The sequence below is a fragment of the Desulfomonilia bacterium genome (assembly GCA_036567785.1).
Classification (GTDB): domain Bacteria; phylum Desulfobacterota; class Desulfomonilia; order UBA1062; family UBA1062; genus DATCTV01.
Genome location: DATCTV010000013.1, coordinates 1 through 16,181, shown reverse-complemented (window position 1 = coordinate 16,181; position 16,181 = coordinate 1). Strand labels below are relative to the sequence as shown.

The following is a 16,181-nucleotide window of genomic DNA, read 5'->3' as shown; positions in this document are numbered from 1 at the left end:
CCTGCTGTTATCTGTTTTCTTTTGAATATGGTCCGATCGTCATATCTTTTGTTATCTTTTCATCAATAAAATCAAGTATCAGACTGGCTGTTACATTCGGCAGTTCCTCCTGTGGCGTATGCCCGCAATGCTGAATTATTGTTAGGTTTGCATTCGGAAGGTCGTGCCTGTACTGATAGCCCACGTTGAGCGGAATCCATTCATCTTCCTTTCCCCATACGAGCAGGGTTTTCTGTCCGATTGAAGGAATGCGCTTGAGGTATGGTTTGAAATAATCGAAATCAAGCTGCGTTATTATTGATGCCTGAGCGTCAATCGCACCCTCAGTTATAAGCCTTGCATAATAATTGTCTATCTGATCCCGGCTCACCCAGTCCTTGTTGTAGAATACTTCCTTCAGGTTCCATTTCACCACCCATTTACCGAACAGCGTCTTTATCGAGCAGACTGCCCCGGGCACCGCCCCCAGACGTATGATAAGAGGCTTTTTCTGGGGATAGCCTGCCGGGTCCAGAAGCACCATGCTGTTGATGTATTCGGGATGCTCCATCGCCATGAGAATCCCCACGGCACCGCCCAGTGAGTTGCCGACATAGATCACATTCCGGAGTTCCATGGCATCCATGCAGGCTCTAACTTCCTCCATAAGCGTAACCGGATCATATTTGACATCACGGGACGCCCTGGGTTTGTCAGACCAGCCGAACCCTTTCATATCGATTGCATAGACGTGCATTCCTTTTGCCTGAAGAACAGGGGCCGTTTTCTCCCATGAATAAGTCGACGAACCGAATCCATGTACCATAAGCACTTTCTGGCCCGCAGCAGGGTATTCAGTATAATGAAAATTAATACCGCCGACCTTTATCATGTGGTCTTCGCCGTTCGGGCATGGGATTGCGATTTCACCCTTCGGTATATTTTTTATGAAAATCCCGCACCCGCTTAGAATCGATGAAACGATCAGCATGACAAATATGACTGAAAATCTGCCTTTCATTTTATCCCCCTTTAAAGAAGTTAAATCATCCTGCAACAGATAAGGCATAACCGGTTTTATACCGCATCAGCGGAGTGCCGCTGAAATAGCCGGCCAGAGGATATCCATCCCCTGCTCGGTTGCAGCCGGCCTGAACATAAGCATTCTTAATTCCGAAAAAATCAAGTTATGTATTCTTAGCGATTTCATATGAGAATTTTTTCTGATTATCTCCGGGACCCTGTCCCAGTTTCCATATCTTAGGGCATTAGCCCCGGCAACACCGCATGCATTCGATATCAGGAAAGACGTCCTGATGCCGCTGCCTCCTCTCGCCTGTACATGGCCCAGTGCATCTCCTGCCGTAAAAAGGCCTTTCGCAGGCATGCATTCGGTTATCATCCCGCCCATCGGGATCGATGTACGCAGGCTGTATTCGACTGTGGCGCCATTTATCCTCTCGGAGAAGATTTTGTGGAAAGAGGAGAATTCTTCAAGTTCGGGCAGCCAGTTGTTCGACAGGCTCAGGATGATTATTTCCGCTTCCCCCTTGCCTCTGGGAAATATGCAGCCGACTGCAAGCCTGCCGTCTTCCGCATGGAAATGATACTCCAGCCTGTCTTCAGGGCCGCCATAGTTTTTAAGAATCCATTTTGCGGCGGGCCTGTCCAGTCTGGAGCGGTCAATTCCGGCAAGGATTGAAGAAAGATCGTCTATGCCGCCGCAGGAATATACAAGATCAGCCGGACAATCCCTTCCGGAAAGCCTCACCATCCTGGCCCTTCCCTTTTCAATCACGATACCTTCAACAGCGGTCCCGGTATTAATCCTTGCCCCGGATTTCTCAACCACTGCTGCAATGGCCCTGATGAAACACTGCCAGTCGATGATCAGGTTATATTCGGATATCGTCCGGTCAACCAGCTTTTTGCCCGAATGGGAATAGTAGCGGCGTTTGTTTATTTTGTGGATCGTCTGCGATTCGAAAAAACCTTTTCCGAGCAGGGCCTCCATTTCAGGGCTGAATCGTATGGTCTCTCCCCTTCTCTGAAGGCCGATTTCCTTCTGTCTCTCATAAATATCCACTTCAATTCCCGCACGGGAAAGGGCAAGCGCCGCTCCCAGTCCTGCAGGGCCTGCACCGATGACAATGGCTTTATAATTATTATTCATCCGCCAAGATTACCAATATGCAATTTGCCTTGTCAATTTATTATATGTTAATTTCAGTCTAACTTGGAGAATGTTTTATGGAAAAGATCGACAAAAAAACCTGGTATTTCATCCTCGGGGCACTGGTGTTTATACTTCTGCCCGGAATAAATCACGGCATATGGCGTCCCGACGAGCCTTATATGGCAGGCATATGTTCAGAGATGGCCAGAACCGGTGATTTTGTCGTCCCCAGGCTCAACGGTGTCCCATTCCTCGAAAAACCCCCGCTTTATTACTGGGTCGCGGCTTCATTCGGGAAAATTTTCGGCACCACCGACGATTTGCCTTTCAGACTTGCTTCAACATTCTTTTCAATCCTTACCCTGGTTACAATCTTCTTCGGCATAAGGAAAAGGACATCGGATATTACCGCAGCTATGGCCTGCCTCGTGCTTTCCACCCTCTGGCAGTTTTTCGATCAATCGCGCTGGATAATCGTCGACATTGCCCTCGTGTTCGGTGTGGCGCTTTCCATGATAGCGTGGTTCAGAATAACCCGCGAGGGGAAATGGACTGATTCCATGCTTCTGGGCACCGGTGCGGCAGCGGCATTCATGGCAAAGGGCTTTGTTGGGCCGGCAATGATAGCATCCGCCATCCTTGTGGATATCATCATAAAACGTGATTTCAAGCTTATCATCAGATCGAAACCCCATATCGCGCTCATATTCTTCCTTCTGCCCATCGGTGCATGGACCGCCCTTCTCTATAACAGCGGAGGGTGGTCATTCGTAAGGGAAGTGATAGTCGTAAACAACATCATGCGTTTTACAGGCGCGCCTGAAGGTGCTGCTCTCGGACATATGCACGGAACTTTCTATTATCTGCCCAAAATACCCTCCGAGATGATCCCATGGACGCTTGTTGGAATACCCGCTTTCATTGCATCATTTAAGAATTTCAGAAACGACAGCTATCTCCCCTGGTTTATAGGACCGCTGCTGCTGCTTTCGGCTTCATCGGCAAAAAGAGGGCTTTATCTGGCGCCACTCGGTCCTGCAATAGCCTGTATGATCGCTTCATGGCTGTCGTCTCCGCCACAGAAAAAATGGGAGGAACTCATGATAAAGATCACATGGGCCCTTACTGCAGCCGCAGCACTGGTTCCGCTTGCAGGATTATTCATGGGTGTGCCTTTCTGGGGAATAATCATGGGTATAATATCCATCGGCAGCCTTGTATACATATACAGGTTCAGCGGACTGAAGATGTCCAACCTCGCTCTGTGCATTTCGGTCTGCATGGTGATGGCCTCGGCCATGTTTGTTTTCTACATATACAGACAGCCCGGGGAGGATTTTCTGCCGTTTGCTGAAAAAGCCCTCAGCGTTTCTCATGGCAACGAAATAATCCTGCTTGCTGATGACGAGGTGTTTGAAGGCGTGATGCCAATGATAACCGGCAGGCATTTCAGGAACGTTCCGAAACCCGATCATATTACCGAAGAAGGATATTATATCTGGGCCGACAGCCGCAAAGAAGACATAACGCGGAAAATCAGGAAGCTGTATAAGGTCGATGTGGTGCTGGACAAGCGAATAGGTAGAAAAAACGCAAGACTTGCTTATATCATTCCCGAATCCCCTGTAAAAACGGTGAAATAAAGAATGAAAGTCCTTGTAATTGAAGATGATGTGAAAACAGCATCATTCATAATCAAAGGCCTCACGCAGGCCGGATATCTGGCGGACCATGCGCCTGACGGAGAAACCGGCCTTTTCATGGCGCAGACGGCATCTTATGATGCGGCGGTAGTTGATATAATGCTGCCGCTGCTCGACGGAATATCCGTGGTGAAACGTCTGCGGGCTGACAGAAACACGACCCCGGTCATTTTTTTAAGCGCAAAGGGTTCGACCGAGGACCGCATAAAAGGACTTCAGGCGGGTGGTGATGACTATATTCCAAAACCTTTCGCATTTTCCGAACTTCTTGCAAGACTTCAGGCTGTTCTCAGGCGTGCTTCGACATCCGCGGAACCTACAACGCTCAGCATATCAGACCTGACTCTTGACCTTATAAAAAGAAAGGTCTTCAGGGCGGGGGTTGAGATAGAACTTCAGACAAAAGAATTCGCACTGCTTGAATACCTTGTCAGAAACAAGGGCAGGGTCATTTCAAAGACAATGATCATTGAAAATGTCTGGAATTATAATTTTGACCCCCAGACAAACGTTGTCGAGGCAAGGATATGCCACTTGAGGGACAAGATCGACCGAGACCACGAACACAAGCTTATCCAGACAATCCGCGGCGCGGGGTACATGATTGAGTAGAAAGCCTTCCATAATATCGGGCGTTGCCCTGAAAATCGCCCTTTCCTATGTCGCAGCCTTCGTCGTTGTCTCAGCCGCGGCATTCGGCGTTCTTTACATAGGGCTCGCATCCAACCTTCAGGCAAGGCTTGACGAGCTTTTAAGAAAACAGGCGTCCGACCTGGGGCTCCTTTACGAATCGGGGAACAGACCTCTGTTTAACGAGGAAATCAACAGGCAGACAAAATACGAGGGCGTTGACAGGATGTTCGTTATGCTTCTGGATAATAAGGCCGATCCCGTTCTGAAAACTGACATGAATCCATGGAAAGGGGCTGCAGAGGCCTTGTCAAAAAAAGCAAAAGGCATGAAGAACGAAGAAAATTTTACCACACTCAAGGTTGAAGAACGAAAACACAAGGTCAGGGTAATCATCAGGCATTTGAAGGACGGCTCATTCATCGCAGCAGGAAGAACGGTGAGAGACAATGACGAGGTCATGGAAGATTTCAGGGAGATATTCTCAACCGCTTTCTCGCTGATTCTCATGATAGGAGCCCTAGCTGCATGGTTCGTTGCAAAAAAGGCGATGCGCGGGGTCGAACGAGTAACAAAGACGGCAGGGATCATCGGGACAGAAGGGCTTTCAAGAAGGGTTCCCGTGGGGAATGAAGGCCGTGAGATAGCTGAACTTGCAACGGCCTTCAATGATATGCTCGAGCGCATTGAGGCCCTTATAAACGATATGAGGGCCGTAACGGACAACATAGCTCATGACCTTAAAAGCCCTCTTACAAGAATCAGGGGAATTGCAGAAACGACCCTTACAGGCTCGCAGAATCTTACCGAATACAGGGATATGGCAGGCAACGTGATCGAGGAATGCGACAGGATGGTCTCGATGATAAACACCATGCTCGATATAGCACGGACAGATGCCGGGTTGACGGGGCTTGACACCGAAGAGGTGGATATCAATGAGATTCTCGGCGATATTGTTGATATTTACGGTGCGCTTGCCCAGGACAGGGGGATCATTCTTGTCCTGCTTAATCCTGACACACTCCCCTGCATTTCAGCTGACAAGGCCATGATCCAGAGGGCTGTCGCCAACCTGATCGATAATGCGGTCAAATATACGCCTTCTGGCGGTGAGATATGCGTAAGCGCACGATCTGCAGATGGCAGGATGGCAATTTCAGTAACCGATACCGGACCTGGAATATCCGAAAAGGATATGTCTCATATATTCGAACGCTTCTACCGTGGCGACCTCAGCCGGTCCACACCGGGAAGCGGCCTCGGCCTGAGCCTGGTCATGGCGATCGCCAAGGCCCACGGCGGGGATGTGAGCGTCAAGACCTCATCAGACGGAAGCACCTTCTGTCTGAGCCTCCCGATATAGCGACCCGAATGCTGAGCCTCGGAAAAACCAGGTGGTATCTGAAAAGGAGTATAAAATGACTGTAGAGGAGAAAAACGTCATGCTGAATAAAAAAGTCGTCTGGATAACGGGTGCATCTTCGGGCATCGGTGAGGCCTTGGCCAGAGAATACAATGCCAGGGGCGCTTATGTCGTCTTGTCTGCAAGAAGAGAAGCTGTCTTGAATAAAGTCAAAAGTGAATTAAAGTACCCGGAGAACGCCATGGTGCTCCCTCTTGATATTACCCAGTTCGATACCGTTGATGAAAAGGTCGCCAAGGTCATGGCCCGATGCGGCGGGATAGATGTTCTGATCAATAATGCAGGCATCGATTACAAGGATTGGGTGAGAAACACGCCATTATCGATTTACCAAAAAGTTATGGAAGTTAATTTCTTCGGAAATATCGCCATAACCCTTAAGGTGTTGCCTTTGATGGAAAAGAAGGGAACGGGGCATATCGTTTGCGTAAGCAGCGTAAACGGGGTCTTGAGCGACAAATGCAGTTCGGCCTATTCCGCGGCAAAACATGGACTGCATGGATTCTATGATGCCCTGCGCGCGGAAAGCCCGAAAGGCATCACCGTATCAATGATCACCCCGGGGTTTATCCGCACCAATATTACGGTGAACAGTTTGAATGGCAAAGGGCACATTTTCGGAGAGCATTCCGAAGCATGCCTTAAAGGCATGCCGCCGGATAAAATGGCAAAACATGTAGTCAAACGCCTTGAGAAAAAATCACCCCTGATTTATGTGGGTGGATTTCCGGAGCGGCTTGCCATCTTAATCCATAGATGGTGTCCAGCATGCTTTTATAAGCTGGCGCGCAGACTGGAGCCGGAGTACTGCAACACCAACTGATAGCCTTTTGACCATCCCGGCGCTGCCTTACTTAACAGGATAACTCTCTTCTTTCAACCAGAGAGTGATTCATCTGTCTATTGGGAAGCTCACAGATATGTTGATTATAAAAAACATATTTTATGGGATTTGATTTTGATTATCAGCTCAACAGCTTAATAGCTTATCAGCTCTTTTCTTTCTAATATCCTGAAAGTATCATTTCGGTTGCAAGCATCAGATATGCTCCGACACCATAAGGAATATTGTCCGATACCGGGACGAGTTTATATCCAAGTTTTGTTGACGGGATGGTTCCTGAAGACACATCTGTAACCAGATAACCCTCATCGCTTTTTTTCAGCCTGGCCGTGATCGATGAGAATGTATCTTGAGCTGAGTACAGATAAGTTTCGTCAAGAAGACCCAGTCTGTGGCCTTTGGCATAAGCGTATGCAATGAGCGCCGAGCCTGAGCTTTCTTCATAGGCGAATCCGGGATCTGCCATTACGGTGTCCCAGTAGCCGGAAGGCTGCCTGTAAGTCCGCGCGCTCTCTGCAAGTTCTTTAAACATGCCGCACAGCTCAGAGTACTTTTCATGGTTTTCACCTGCCTCGCAAATCATCTCCAGAACGGAAACCATTACCCAGGCGTTTCCCCTGAGCCAGAATGCGTTCTCTTTCGGGATAAGCGAACCTGTTTTTATATTCCAGGCATGATGGAACAATCCGGTTTCAGGATCCTTAAGCTTTTCTGAAAAAATAAAAGGCTGCTCAAGACCGAAATTTTCGAGCCCGCTGTCGTTAGAATAAAGACCATATTGAACAGAAAAGAGAGCCCACATCATAAGCGAATCCACCCAGATTGAATCGGGATAAATTATGGAAAATGCGCTTGAGCCGAGATGATCAAGGCTGCCGAGCGCATTCCTGGGCGTCTCTCTAATATAGGCAGCAACATCGAGTACAGCGGGCATGGCGAAATCATCGCCGTAAAATTGATCGAGCATAAGGGCTGAAAGGGCCGGCGGGCATTCATCCGCCCAGTTTATTTCCGGAAGTCCCTTTTCAAGCCAGTTTTTATGATATGCCCTTACATAATCAATGCATCCTTTCTCATCCGCTGAATATGGCGCGTATTTCATGAGCGCATATAAAAGAACCGCAGGCGCCCAGTCCCATTTGAGGGTTTCAGGCGCGTTGCCTGAAACATACGAGTTGATCACCTTATCTGTTATTTCCTGAATTGAAAGGGAATTGCAAAACGTTACCTCAGAGAGCTCTTTTGAGCCTTTTTTTATGACAATCCTGTGATCGCCTTTCCTCTCAATTTCAAGTTCTGTCATCCATCTGCCCGGCCAGACTTCTTTCAGCCAGGATGGGCTGTATTCAATATCATCAAGCATGATTCTGAAATCGGGCTCACCCGGGTTTTTTACGATTACTTTTACCGAGTCTCCGTAAACAAGGGCGTTTTTTGCTGGTGAAATGATTTCCGGTCTGCTTTTAATACATGAAACCGTTAACACCATAATGAGGCATAATGGGCAGATAAATGTCATCAAGTATCTTTCTGGTGCCGTTTTAATCATTGCTCTCCTCCTGAATAATCAGATGGATAACCACAAATCCCATCACCCTGTAATTTTCCGCCAGGGACGGGCCTCCTCGATTTCATATGCGATTTCAAGCAGGGTGCGTTCCTGCCCGTTTGCGGCCATGAACTGTACCCCAATGGGTACGCCATTGGCACTCGCGCCCATTGGCAGAGTGATGGCGGGCGAGCCTGATGCGTTATTTACCGGTGTGAACGATACATAGCCGATAAGACGTCTGAACAGCTCGTCGAATTCGACATCGGGATGCAGGTATCCGAGTTCGGCCACTGCATGTGCGAGCACCGGTGATAAAACAGCGTCATACCCGGCAAGCGCAGCGTCATAATCTGCTGCACCATGGCTCAAACGGTACAGCATGCCAGGCGTCTTCATCATGCGCTTTCGAAAATATTGCGCCAGACCGCGGCTGAATGGTTCCAGTTTTGATGCGTCAAAATCAAAGGACAATATCAGACGCCCGAATGTGCTGATCGAAAAAGCCAGGAAACCCCAGTACAGAGTGAAATCCTCTATAAAAACCTTATCAACCGGAACCTTCATTGGATCCACGCGATGCCCGAGGCTCTCCATCAGGTATGCTGTGTCATTGATGACTTTACGGGTTTCAGGACAGGTGGGAATGCCGGTGATGGAATCCACGACAAGCCCTATTCTGAGGCGCTTTCTCCCGGGTCCCGTAACTTCTCCGACCGGCGCCAATTTCTTATTGCGCCATATCTGCTCCATACCATGATAAAACCTAGCGGTATCCCGCACAGAGCGGGTCAATAATCCATCCCCTACAATTTTTACGGGCAGAGTGCTTGCCATTGCACTGAATATAAAACGTCCGCGGGTAGGCTTCATGCCTATGAGACCGTTGCACGATGACGGGATGCGGATGGAACCTCCTCCGTCATTACCGTGAGCGACAGGCACGACACCGGATGCGACCAGGGCCGCTGATCCGCCTGAGGAACCCCCGGTTGAATACGCAGTATTCCACGGGTTGTGCGCAGGGCTGCGGCCGCTGCATTCAGTGGTGGCATTGAAACCGAATTCGGGCAGCCTCGATTTTCCGAGCACGGTAAAACCCAGCTGCATGAACTGTGAGACAAAGGGATCGTTCCTGCGTGCAGGTTTCGCTGAAGTTGCCCTGGAACCATGCCGTGTGGGCATGCCGATGACATCGACGTTATCCTTTATAAAGGTGGGGACGCCTGCAAATATTCCTGATTTCGGTATGCGTGATTCGGCAAGTGCGCGCTCATATGCCTCGACCTCGATGGCGTCTAGTTCGCCGTTGACCTTTCGAGCGCGGGCAATGGCGGCTAAAGCTGCCTCTTCAGCGCTGATCTTACGCTCTCTTATAAGTGCGGCAATACCGGTTGCGTCGTGATCGGCCAGTACATCATCCGTAAAGGAATGGACTCTCTGTGCAGCCATAACATACCCCCCCCCTGATTTTATTGATTAATTGAACAAGTATATCATTATGCAGCTTTAAGGACATTACAATTTACACTTCTGGCAGCCGGTTTATTTATGCGGCGTAAATGACTATTATTTTTTACTGCCCTTATCCGCCTTATATATGAAGCCGTCGATGATGTGCATTATTCCATGAACAGGGTGCGAAAGCAGCATTTTCGGGCCTGAATAGCGCATGACCGAACGAATCTTCTCTCTCATGTCAGGCTTATAGCAATGTACCGGACATTTGCCGCATGCAGGCTTTTTTTCATGAAAAGGGCATTTCTCGATCCTGTCCGATACATAATAAAAGAGCTGGGTGCAATCCGCGCATAGACAGTCAGTTTGCCCGTGAGTTGCACGGCAGTACATCCCGACCATTATTCTGAGCGTTTTCTTTTCCCTTGAAGATCTAGCCTGCGCTTTCATCTTCCTGCCTGAATCATATTTATGAGTCTCTACTTGAAAAGGCTTAAAAAGCTGTCAGGGATACGGGTTTCGAAACGCAGGTTCTCGCCTGTCACCGGATGACGGAAGGCAAGCACAAAAGCGTGCAGTCCCAGACGGCCCAGGTCCTTTCTGTGCGCACCGTATTTGACATCGCCCACTATACTGTGGCCGATATCCTTCATGTGCACGCGTATCTGGTTCTTGCGGCCGGTTTCAAGGCTCACTTCGATAAGTGTTAAGTTTTTGGCCCTTTTAAGCACCCGGTAATGCGTGACGGCCTTCTGCCCGTCATCGGGGATATCGCTTGAATACATTATGCGTGCCTTGTTTTCCTTTAGCCATGAGGTAATCGTTCCCCGGTCTTCTTTTACAACGCCTTCGACGACAGCAACGTATTTCCTTTCAATCACGTCCTTGTCCCATGCCTCCTGAAGCCTCTGCTGGATGTCCTTTTTCTTGGCGAACACCATCAGCCCAGAGACATCACGGTCAAGGCGGTGCACGATAAATATGAGGTTCTTGGGGTGGATTTTTTTCGCCTGATCGCTCAGAATCCTGTAGACGGTCCTGTCCTTTTCCTTATCCGTTGCAATGGAAAGGAGGCCGTAAGGCTTTTCAACGACAACTATACAGGCGTCTTCAAATACGTTTTTCAGTCCCTTCTGACGGGAACCCTGCAGGACCTTGTTCCAGTTTACAATCACCTGCTGCCCTGTGTTCAGGGGATGGTTGTATTGCGTGGTAATCCTGTGATCCACGCTGATTTGCTTGTGTGTGAGCATAGAGAGGATCGCCTTGCGGCTTTTATCAGGCAAGCAAGCTGTAAGGAATGTAATCAGATCGGTGGGTGCGGCCACCTTTAATATCGTCTGCTTTTCCTCGCCGCGTTTTGTCTTGAATGGTTTCTTCATCAATTTTTTGCGCCCTGACCCTTGAACCCTTGATAAAAAAAGTCTCTATCAGGCTTGAACCGGATTTGAAAGCCATATTCCAAACCCACTATGCTATTGAAGTTTATTGTTGTAAGAAAAGTTCTGTGAACAAAACAAACCCGCTCATCATACTGACAGGGCCTACGGCCTCCGGAAAGACCGGCATCATTCTTAAGCTGGCCGAAAAATATCCTATCGAGATAATCTCTGCCGACTCCATGCAGATTTATCGCGGCATGGACATAGCGACAGCAAAGCCTACACCGGAAGAGCAGAAGATTCTGCCGCACCACCTTATCGACATCATGAACCCTGACGAGGAATACAATGCAGGAGCATTCAGAAAAGACGCTCTGAGGATCGCCTCCGAAATCGAATTGCGCGGACATATACCGATAGTTGCAGGCGGAACAGGCCTGTATATAAAGGCGCTCATATTCGGCCTCAGCGAGGGCCCTACCCGCTCTGAAGAGATCAGAGAAAATTTAAGAGACTTTATACGGGCAAACGGCCCGCAAAAGGCATGGGAGATCCTTAACCAGCATGACCCAGACATAGCCTCCAAGATAAGTCCATCAGACGCCTCCCGCATAATCCGCTATATGGAAATGATACTGCTCACCGGCGAGAAACCGTCTGCAATGCATGATGGTCACGGTTTCAGGGAGCCGAAAATCGACGCCAGGGTTTTCTGCATCTCAATGGAGCGTGATGTTCTTTATGAACGGATCAACCTTCGCGTCATAGATATGATCGGAATGGGGCTTGTGGATGAAACAAAGAAGCTGCTCGAAAAAGGTTATTCACCGACACTTAAATCGATGCAGGCTCTGGGCTACAAGCACCTTGTGGCGCACCTGCTTGACGGCCTGCCGCTCGATGAGGCAATCTTACTTGTGCAGCGCGACACCCGCCACTATGCAAAACGCCAGATGACCTGGAACAGGGGGCATTACGGCACTGATATATTTTGTTCTGTCGAGAACGCCTTTAAGGGCATGGAAAAACTTATCGACAAAAGGCTCTCATCATGAAAGAGCAGGGAATAAAATACTTCGAGAAGGCCATCAGAAAGAATGCGGGCCGTGCGATAAGCGATTACTCCATGATTAAAGACGGCGATAAGGTGATGGTCGCGATCTCGGGCGGCAAGGATTCAATCGTGCTCCTTAAAATCCTCCATCTGTTGCAAAAGGCGGCGCCCGTTGATTTCGAGTTCTGGCCTGTCCATGTAAGCACAGGCTATGAAAAAGGATTCGATGCCGTTTCATCCTGGTCCGAATCTGAACTGGGGCTTAAAATTGACATAATCAATAGCGGCATATCCGCAATACTCGCCGGTTCATCAGACCCTGAAAAAAGCCCGTGCGCATTATGCTCGAGACTGAGACGGGGCGTCCTCTATACCCATGCGTCAAGGACAGGCGCGACATCCATTGCTCTGGGACATCATTTGGATGACATTGTGGAGACTTTTCTGCTAAGATGCTTTTTTACAGGGCAGATAGGTGCGATGAGCCCTTCCAGAGTTTCGGATGACGGAAAGAACAGGATAATAAGACCATTGGCCTATTGCACGGAAGAAATGATCGCATCCTACTTTTCTTTCCTGGATGTTAAGCATGTAACAAACGAATGCATCATGAGAAAAGACGGCAAAAGGCGGTTGGTAAAAGATTATATAAGGAAAATGGAAAAGGACATACCCAACCTGAGATATTCCATCTTTGCTTCACTGTCCAACGTTGACATGAAAGGGCTTTGTATCAGGGATTGATTTAATGCGTATCGAGATTGAACCGTACATACCCAAGCCAAGGGCGGTTAAACGCGCTGTTGAGGTGCTCAAAGAGGACGGCATAATCGTTTATCCTACCGATACCGTCTATGGAATCGGGTGCAGACTCTCGAACAAGAAAGGGATCGACAAGATCAACGAGGTAAAAAAAGGCCCTGACAAGCCCAGAAGCATCATGCTCGCCGATTTAAAAGATATCAGCATGTACGCCCATGTCGACAACAACGCCTTCAGGCTCATAAGAAAGCTTCTTCCCGGGCCGTACACCGTCATTCTACCGTCGACCAAGCTGGTGCCCAGAATAATGCAGTCCAACAGAAAGACAATAGGCATAAGGATACCCGACCACTGGTTCTGCGAGATGCTGATTACTGAACTTGGCGAGCCGGTTGTCACAACCAGCATCCCGATTGGAACAGTTGGCCGCCATGTCGATCCCATTGAGATTGAAGACAGTCTCGGGCACGTGGTCGACCTTATCATCGACAGCGGAATACTGCCGGATGATCCTTCCACCGTTATAAGCCTTGAAAACGGTGAAATAGAAATATTAAGGCAAGGCAGGGGAACTACCGATTATATATTACAGGAAGTGATATGAAAAAAATGCTTATAAACGCAGTCCATCCCGAAGAGATCAGGGTGGCCGTGGTTGAAGACGGGATATTAAGGGAAATCTTCATCGAAAGCACGATGAAGGAGCAGATAAAGGGCAATATTTACAGGGGGAAGATATCCCGGATCGAGAAAGGGCTCAATGCGGTTTTTGTTGAAATAGGCCGTGACAAGAACGGCTTTCTCCCCATGCACGATATGAACCTTATGTTCGTGCCTGATTCCGATCCCGGAAAGAGCCTTTCCAGCCAGATTAAAAACGGCATGGATATTCCTGTTCAGGTAGTGCGCGATGAAAAGTCTGCAAAAGGCGCGCTCCTTACTATGAACATCTCGCTTGCCGGAAGGTATATGGTGCTGCTGCCCGGGCAAGATTCGTCCGGCATCTCCCGCAAAATCGAAGACGACGAGCAGAGAAACCGGCTGAAAGAAATAGTGAAGCAGCTTAACCCGCCTAAAGACACGGGGGTTATCGTGAGAACCGCAGGCATGGACCGCTCAAAGATCGAGCTGCAGCGTGACCTTAACTATGTCCTCAAGCTCTGGAAGAAAATCGAGGACGACTATGCCAGTGCGACGTCGCCGGCCCTTATATATTCCGAAGACGACGTAGTAATCAGATCCATCCGCGATTATTTCAGCATAGACATGAAGGAAGTCCTTATCGACGATGAAGCGACTTACAAGAAGGCGGTATCCTTCATGAAAAGCGTTATGCCCCGTTACAAGAACATATTGAAGCTTTACCGTGATTCCAGGCCTCTGTTCACGAAATACGAACTTGAAAAACAGCTTACAGGTGTCTATAGCCGCAAAGTCAAATTAAAAAGCGGCGGACATATAGTGATCGACCCGACGGAAGCCCTCGTGTCCATCGACGTGAATTCAGGTCAGGCCAGCAACGGCAAAGACATGGAGGAGACAGCTCTCAATGCAAATCTCGAAGCTGCACAAGAAATTGCAAGGCAGCTCATTCTTAGAGATCTGGGCGGATTAATAGTTATTGATTTCATCGATATGAGATCCAAGGAGAGCATAAAAAAGGTAGAGAAAACACTCAAGGAATCACTCAAAAATGACCGGGCCCACTCAAGGCTCGGACGCATTTCCCAGTTTGGTATCCTCGAAATGTCCAGAGAAAGGCTTTCGCCCCCCATACTCGAAAAAAGCCATGTCGTGTGCCCATCATGCTGCGGGCATGGCATAGTCCGCTCGGATGATTCTTCCGCACTTATGGCGCTCAGAGAAATCCACCTCTTTCTTGACCGCAACAGGCAGCAGAAGATAAGAGTGACCCTCCCGAGGGACGTTGCCCTGTCTCTGCTCAATAAATACCGCAGCCACCTTGTAAAACTCGAGCAGGATTATTCCGCCGAGATCATGGTGATGGACAGTAATGCCGTAAAGCCTGATGAGGTGACAATCGAAATACCGGGGGCAGATTAATTGTCAAACCGCTTTATTATTTCATCTTCTGATGTTTTCTGCAGAACGGCTGGCGTATTCAGGCTGATTCTTACTGCCTGGCTGATTATGACAGTCGGCCTTTTTATTTCATGTGGAGGCGGCAAGTCAGACTCTCCACAAGATGATTTCAATGCAGACTTCAGGTTTCTGGTAATCTCCGATACGCATGTCCGGCTGCCCGGAAATGCTGACAGTATTGACTACAATGCACAGCGCAATCTTGACAATCTGGCTCACATCATCAATCGCATCAATACCGATTTCAGCACAGCCGATTTCGTGGCTGTGACCGGCGATATGGTCGGCTGCCTGTTTTCGGAAAACCCGGACGATTACGGCATCGGCATGGATACGACTGCGGAAAGATATAAGAGTATGATAGACACGCTCTCGATGCCTGTTTACAGCACTTTTGGCAATCACGATTATCAGAAAAGCTATGACCCTGTACTTCACGAGGGAGTTTCTTCGCAAAATCGTGATGCCATTGAAGCCGTATGGAAAAAGGTTCTGGGTATGGAGCCCTATTACTCGATTGTGAATAAAGGCGTCCGCATGGTTTTTGCTAACTCCAACCGAGGTGACGCATATAATGATGTATGCCCCACATGTACAGTAGAAATGGGCTGTACAGGCAGTTTCGATGCTGGTCAGATCGCATGGCTCAGGGCCGAACTGGCCAACCCTGAACCTGCCATCATATTTATTCACCATCCTCCTGTCACGGATAATCAGTTTATTATATATTTTGCCTTGCCCTCATTCCTTATTGAAAATGGTGATGAGTTTTATAACGTTGTCGAAGATAATCAGGATAAGATTCTCGCCATATTTGTAGGCCACGGACACGTGTGGGCCTATGATACTCTGGGCAGCGTCAGGGTTTATGAAACCGGGGCAACCGGTGACGGAAGTTCCAGTGGAAATAACATAAACATAGTTGAAGTAAACACTGCCGGCAGAAAAATAAAGGTCACGAACGTCAAACAATAGGTGTCAGGCCTTTACGGCCTGTTGCCCTGATTGATTTTGGGGAGTCGCATTTTGCGGGTTTATGGAGCACTTGGTCAGACGTAGAGATGTCTCAAAGCAATATCCCGAAAATTGCAAATACGATTTCCAGAGAACAACCG

15 protein-coding genes are annotated in these 16,181 nt (G+C 48.5%); 9 read left to right on the top strand and 6 right to left on the bottom strand.

Features of this window, described 5'->3' with window-relative positions; all coding sequences use genetic code 11:
• Positions 1 to 7: 7 nt before the first annotated feature.
• Positions 8 to 1,000, bottom strand: a complete 993-nt coding sequence (locus tag VIS94_03385; GenBank protein ID HEY9160113.1) for an alpha/beta hydrolase — start codon at positions 998 to 1,000, stop codon at positions 8 to 10.
• Between the two features lie 66 nt (positions 1,001 to 1,066).
• Positions 1,067 to 2,152 carry an FAD-dependent monooxygenase gene (locus tag VIS94_03380; protein HEY9160112.1) on the bottom strand — a complete coding sequence of 362 codons (1,086 nt, stop codon included), beginning with the start codon at positions 2,150 to 2,152 and terminating at the stop codon, positions 1,067 to 1,069.
• A gap of 77 nt (positions 2,153 to 2,229) precedes the next feature.
• On the opposite strand from VIS94_03380, the gene VIS94_03375 reads away from it, so the two are divergent.
• Genes VIS94_03375 through VIS94_03360 form a run of 4 tightly spaced genes read left to right on the top strand, consistent with a single transcriptional unit; the run spans position 2,230 to position 6,737 of the window.
• Entirely contained in the window at positions 2,230 to 3,798 is a 1,569-nt protein-coding gene (locus tag VIS94_03375) for a glycosyltransferase family 39 protein (protein HEY9160111.1), read from the top strand.
• Between the two features lie 3 nt (positions 3,799 to 3,801).
• Complete coding sequence (locus tag VIS94_03370; protein ID HEY9160110.1) at positions 3,802 to 4,470, top strand: response regulator transcription factor; 669 nt, start codon at positions 3,802 to 3,804, stop codon at positions 4,468 to 4,470.
• The gene (locus VIS94_03365; GenBank protein HEY9160109.1) at positions 4,463 to 5,854 is read left to right on the top strand and encodes an ATP-binding protein; all 1,392 of its coding nucleotides are present in this window, start codon (positions 4,463 to 4,465) and stop codon (positions 5,852 to 5,854) included. Before VIS94_03370 ends, VIS94_03365 begins: the two co-directional genes overlap by 8 nt.
• A 55-nt stretch (positions 5,855 to 5,909) precedes the next feature.
• Positions 5,910 to 6,737, top strand: coding sequence for an SDR family NAD(P)-dependent oxidoreductase (locus tag VIS94_03360; GenBank protein ID HEY9160108.1), 828 nt, complete (start codon positions 5,910 to 5,912; stop codon positions 6,735 to 6,737).
• A 181-nt stretch (positions 6,738 to 6,918) separates the two neighbouring features.
• Here VIS94_03360 and VIS94_03355 read toward each other — a convergent pair whose 3' ends face one another.
• The 4 genes from VIS94_03355 to VIS94_03340 all read right to left on the bottom strand — a co-directional run bounded on the left by VIS94_03355 (position 6,919) and on the right by VIS94_03340 (position 11,147).
• Entirely contained in the window at positions 6,919 to 8,307 is a 1,389-nt protein-coding gene (locus tag VIS94_03355; GenBank protein HEY9160107.1) for a glycoside hydrolase family 88 protein, read from the bottom strand.
• Positions 8,308 to 8,349: 42 nt separating this feature from the next.
• Entirely contained in the window at positions 8,350 to 9,759 is a 1,410-nt protein-coding gene (locus VIS94_03350; GenBank protein HEY9160106.1) for an amidase, read from the bottom strand.
• A 117-nt stretch (positions 9,760 to 9,876) separates the two neighbouring features.
• Positions 9,877 to 10,215 (bottom strand): nitrous oxide-stimulated promoter family protein, encoded by a 339-nt coding sequence (locus VIS94_03345; GenBank protein ID HEY9160105.1) that lies wholly within the window; start codon positions 10,213 to 10,215, stop codon positions 9,877 to 9,879.
• 29 nt (positions 10,216 to 10,244) lie between these two features.
• Positions 10,245 to 11,147 carry an RNA pseudouridine synthase gene (locus VIS94_03340; protein ID HEY9160104.1) on the bottom strand — a complete coding sequence of 301 codons (903 nt, stop codon included), beginning with the start codon at positions 11,145 to 11,147 and terminating at the stop codon, positions 10,245 to 10,247.
• A 125-nt stretch (positions 11,148 to 11,272) separates the two neighbouring features.
• On the opposite strand from VIS94_03340, the gene miaA reads away from it, so the two are divergent.
• The 5 genes from miaA to VIS94_03315 are packed head-to-tail and all read left to right on the top strand — an operon-like array spanning position 11,273 to position 16,041.
• A complete protein-coding gene (gene miaA / locus VIS94_03335; protein HEY9160103.1) occupies positions 11,273 to 12,202 on the top strand; it encodes a tRNA (adenosine(37)-N6)-dimethylallyltransferase MiaA in 930 nt (309 codons plus the stop codon).
• Positions 12,199 to 12,945, top strand: a complete 747-nt coding sequence (locus tag VIS94_03330) for an ATP-binding protein (GenBank protein ID HEY9160102.1) — start codon at positions 12,199 to 12,201, stop codon at positions 12,943 to 12,945. The genes miaA and VIS94_03330 overlap by 4 nt, the downstream gene beginning before the upstream one ends.
• Before the next feature lie 4 nt (positions 12,946 to 12,949).
• Positions 12,950 to 13,567 carry an L-threonylcarbamoyladenylate synthase gene (locus VIS94_03325; GenBank protein HEY9160101.1) on the top strand — a complete coding sequence of 206 codons (618 nt, stop codon included), beginning with the start codon at positions 12,950 to 12,952 and terminating at the stop codon, positions 13,565 to 13,567.
• Entirely contained in the window at positions 13,564 to 15,027 is a 1,464-nt protein-coding gene (locus VIS94_03320) for an Rne/Rng family ribonuclease (GenBank protein HEY9160100.1), read from the top strand. Before VIS94_03325 ends, VIS94_03320 begins: the two co-directional genes overlap by 4 nt.
• Positions 15,028 to 16,041, top strand: a complete 1,014-nt coding sequence (locus tag VIS94_03315) for a metallophosphoesterase (protein HEY9160099.1) — start codon at positions 15,028 to 15,030, stop codon at positions 16,039 to 16,041.
• The last annotated feature ends 140 nt before the right edge of the window (positions 16,042 to 16,181 follow it).

Coding starts and splice junctions, on each gene's coding strand:
- VIS94_03360 (HEY9160108.1), top strand. CDS start 5,910: ATGACTGTAGAGGAGAAAAACGTCATGCTGAATAAAAAAGTCGTCTGG.
- VIS94_03350 (HEY9160106.1), bottom strand. CDS start 9,759: ATGGCTGCACAGAGAGTCCATTCCTTTACGGATGATGTACTGGCCGAT.
- VIS94_03340 (HEY9160104.1), bottom strand. CDS start 11,147: ATGAAGAAACCATTCAAGACAAAACGCGGCGAGGAAAAGCAGACGATA.
- VIS94_03370 (HEY9160110.1), top strand. CDS start 3,802: ATGAAAGTCCTTGTAATTGAAGATGATGTGAAAACAGCATCATTCATA.
- VIS94_03380 (HEY9160112.1), bottom strand. CDS start 2,152: ATGAATAATAATTATAAAGCCATTGTCATCGGTGCAGGCCCTGCAGGA.
- VIS94_03325 (HEY9160101.1), top strand. CDS start 12,950: ATGCGTATCGAGATTGAACCGTACATACCCAAGCCAAGGGCGGTTAAA.
- VIS94_03320 (HEY9160100.1), top strand. CDS start 13,564: ATGAAAAAAATGCTTATAAACGCAGTCCATCCCGAAGAGATCAGGGTG.
- VIS94_03345 (HEY9160105.1), bottom strand. CDS start 10,215: ATGAAAGCGCAGGCTAGATCTTCAAGGGAAAAGAAAACGCTCAGAATA.
- VIS94_03375 (HEY9160111.1), top strand. CDS start 2,230: ATGGAAAAGATCGACAAAAAAACCTGGTATTTCATCCTCGGGGCACTG.
- VIS94_03355 (HEY9160107.1), bottom strand. CDS start 8,307: ATGATTAAAACGGCACCAGAAAGATACTTGATGACATTTATCTGCCCA.
- VIS94_03330 (HEY9160102.1), top strand. CDS start 12,199: ATGAAAGAGCAGGGAATAAAATACTTCGAGAAGGCCATCAGAAAGAAT.
- VIS94_03385 (HEY9160113.1), bottom strand. CDS start 1,000: ATGAAAGGCAGATTTTCAGTCATATTTGTCATGCTGATCGTTTCATCG.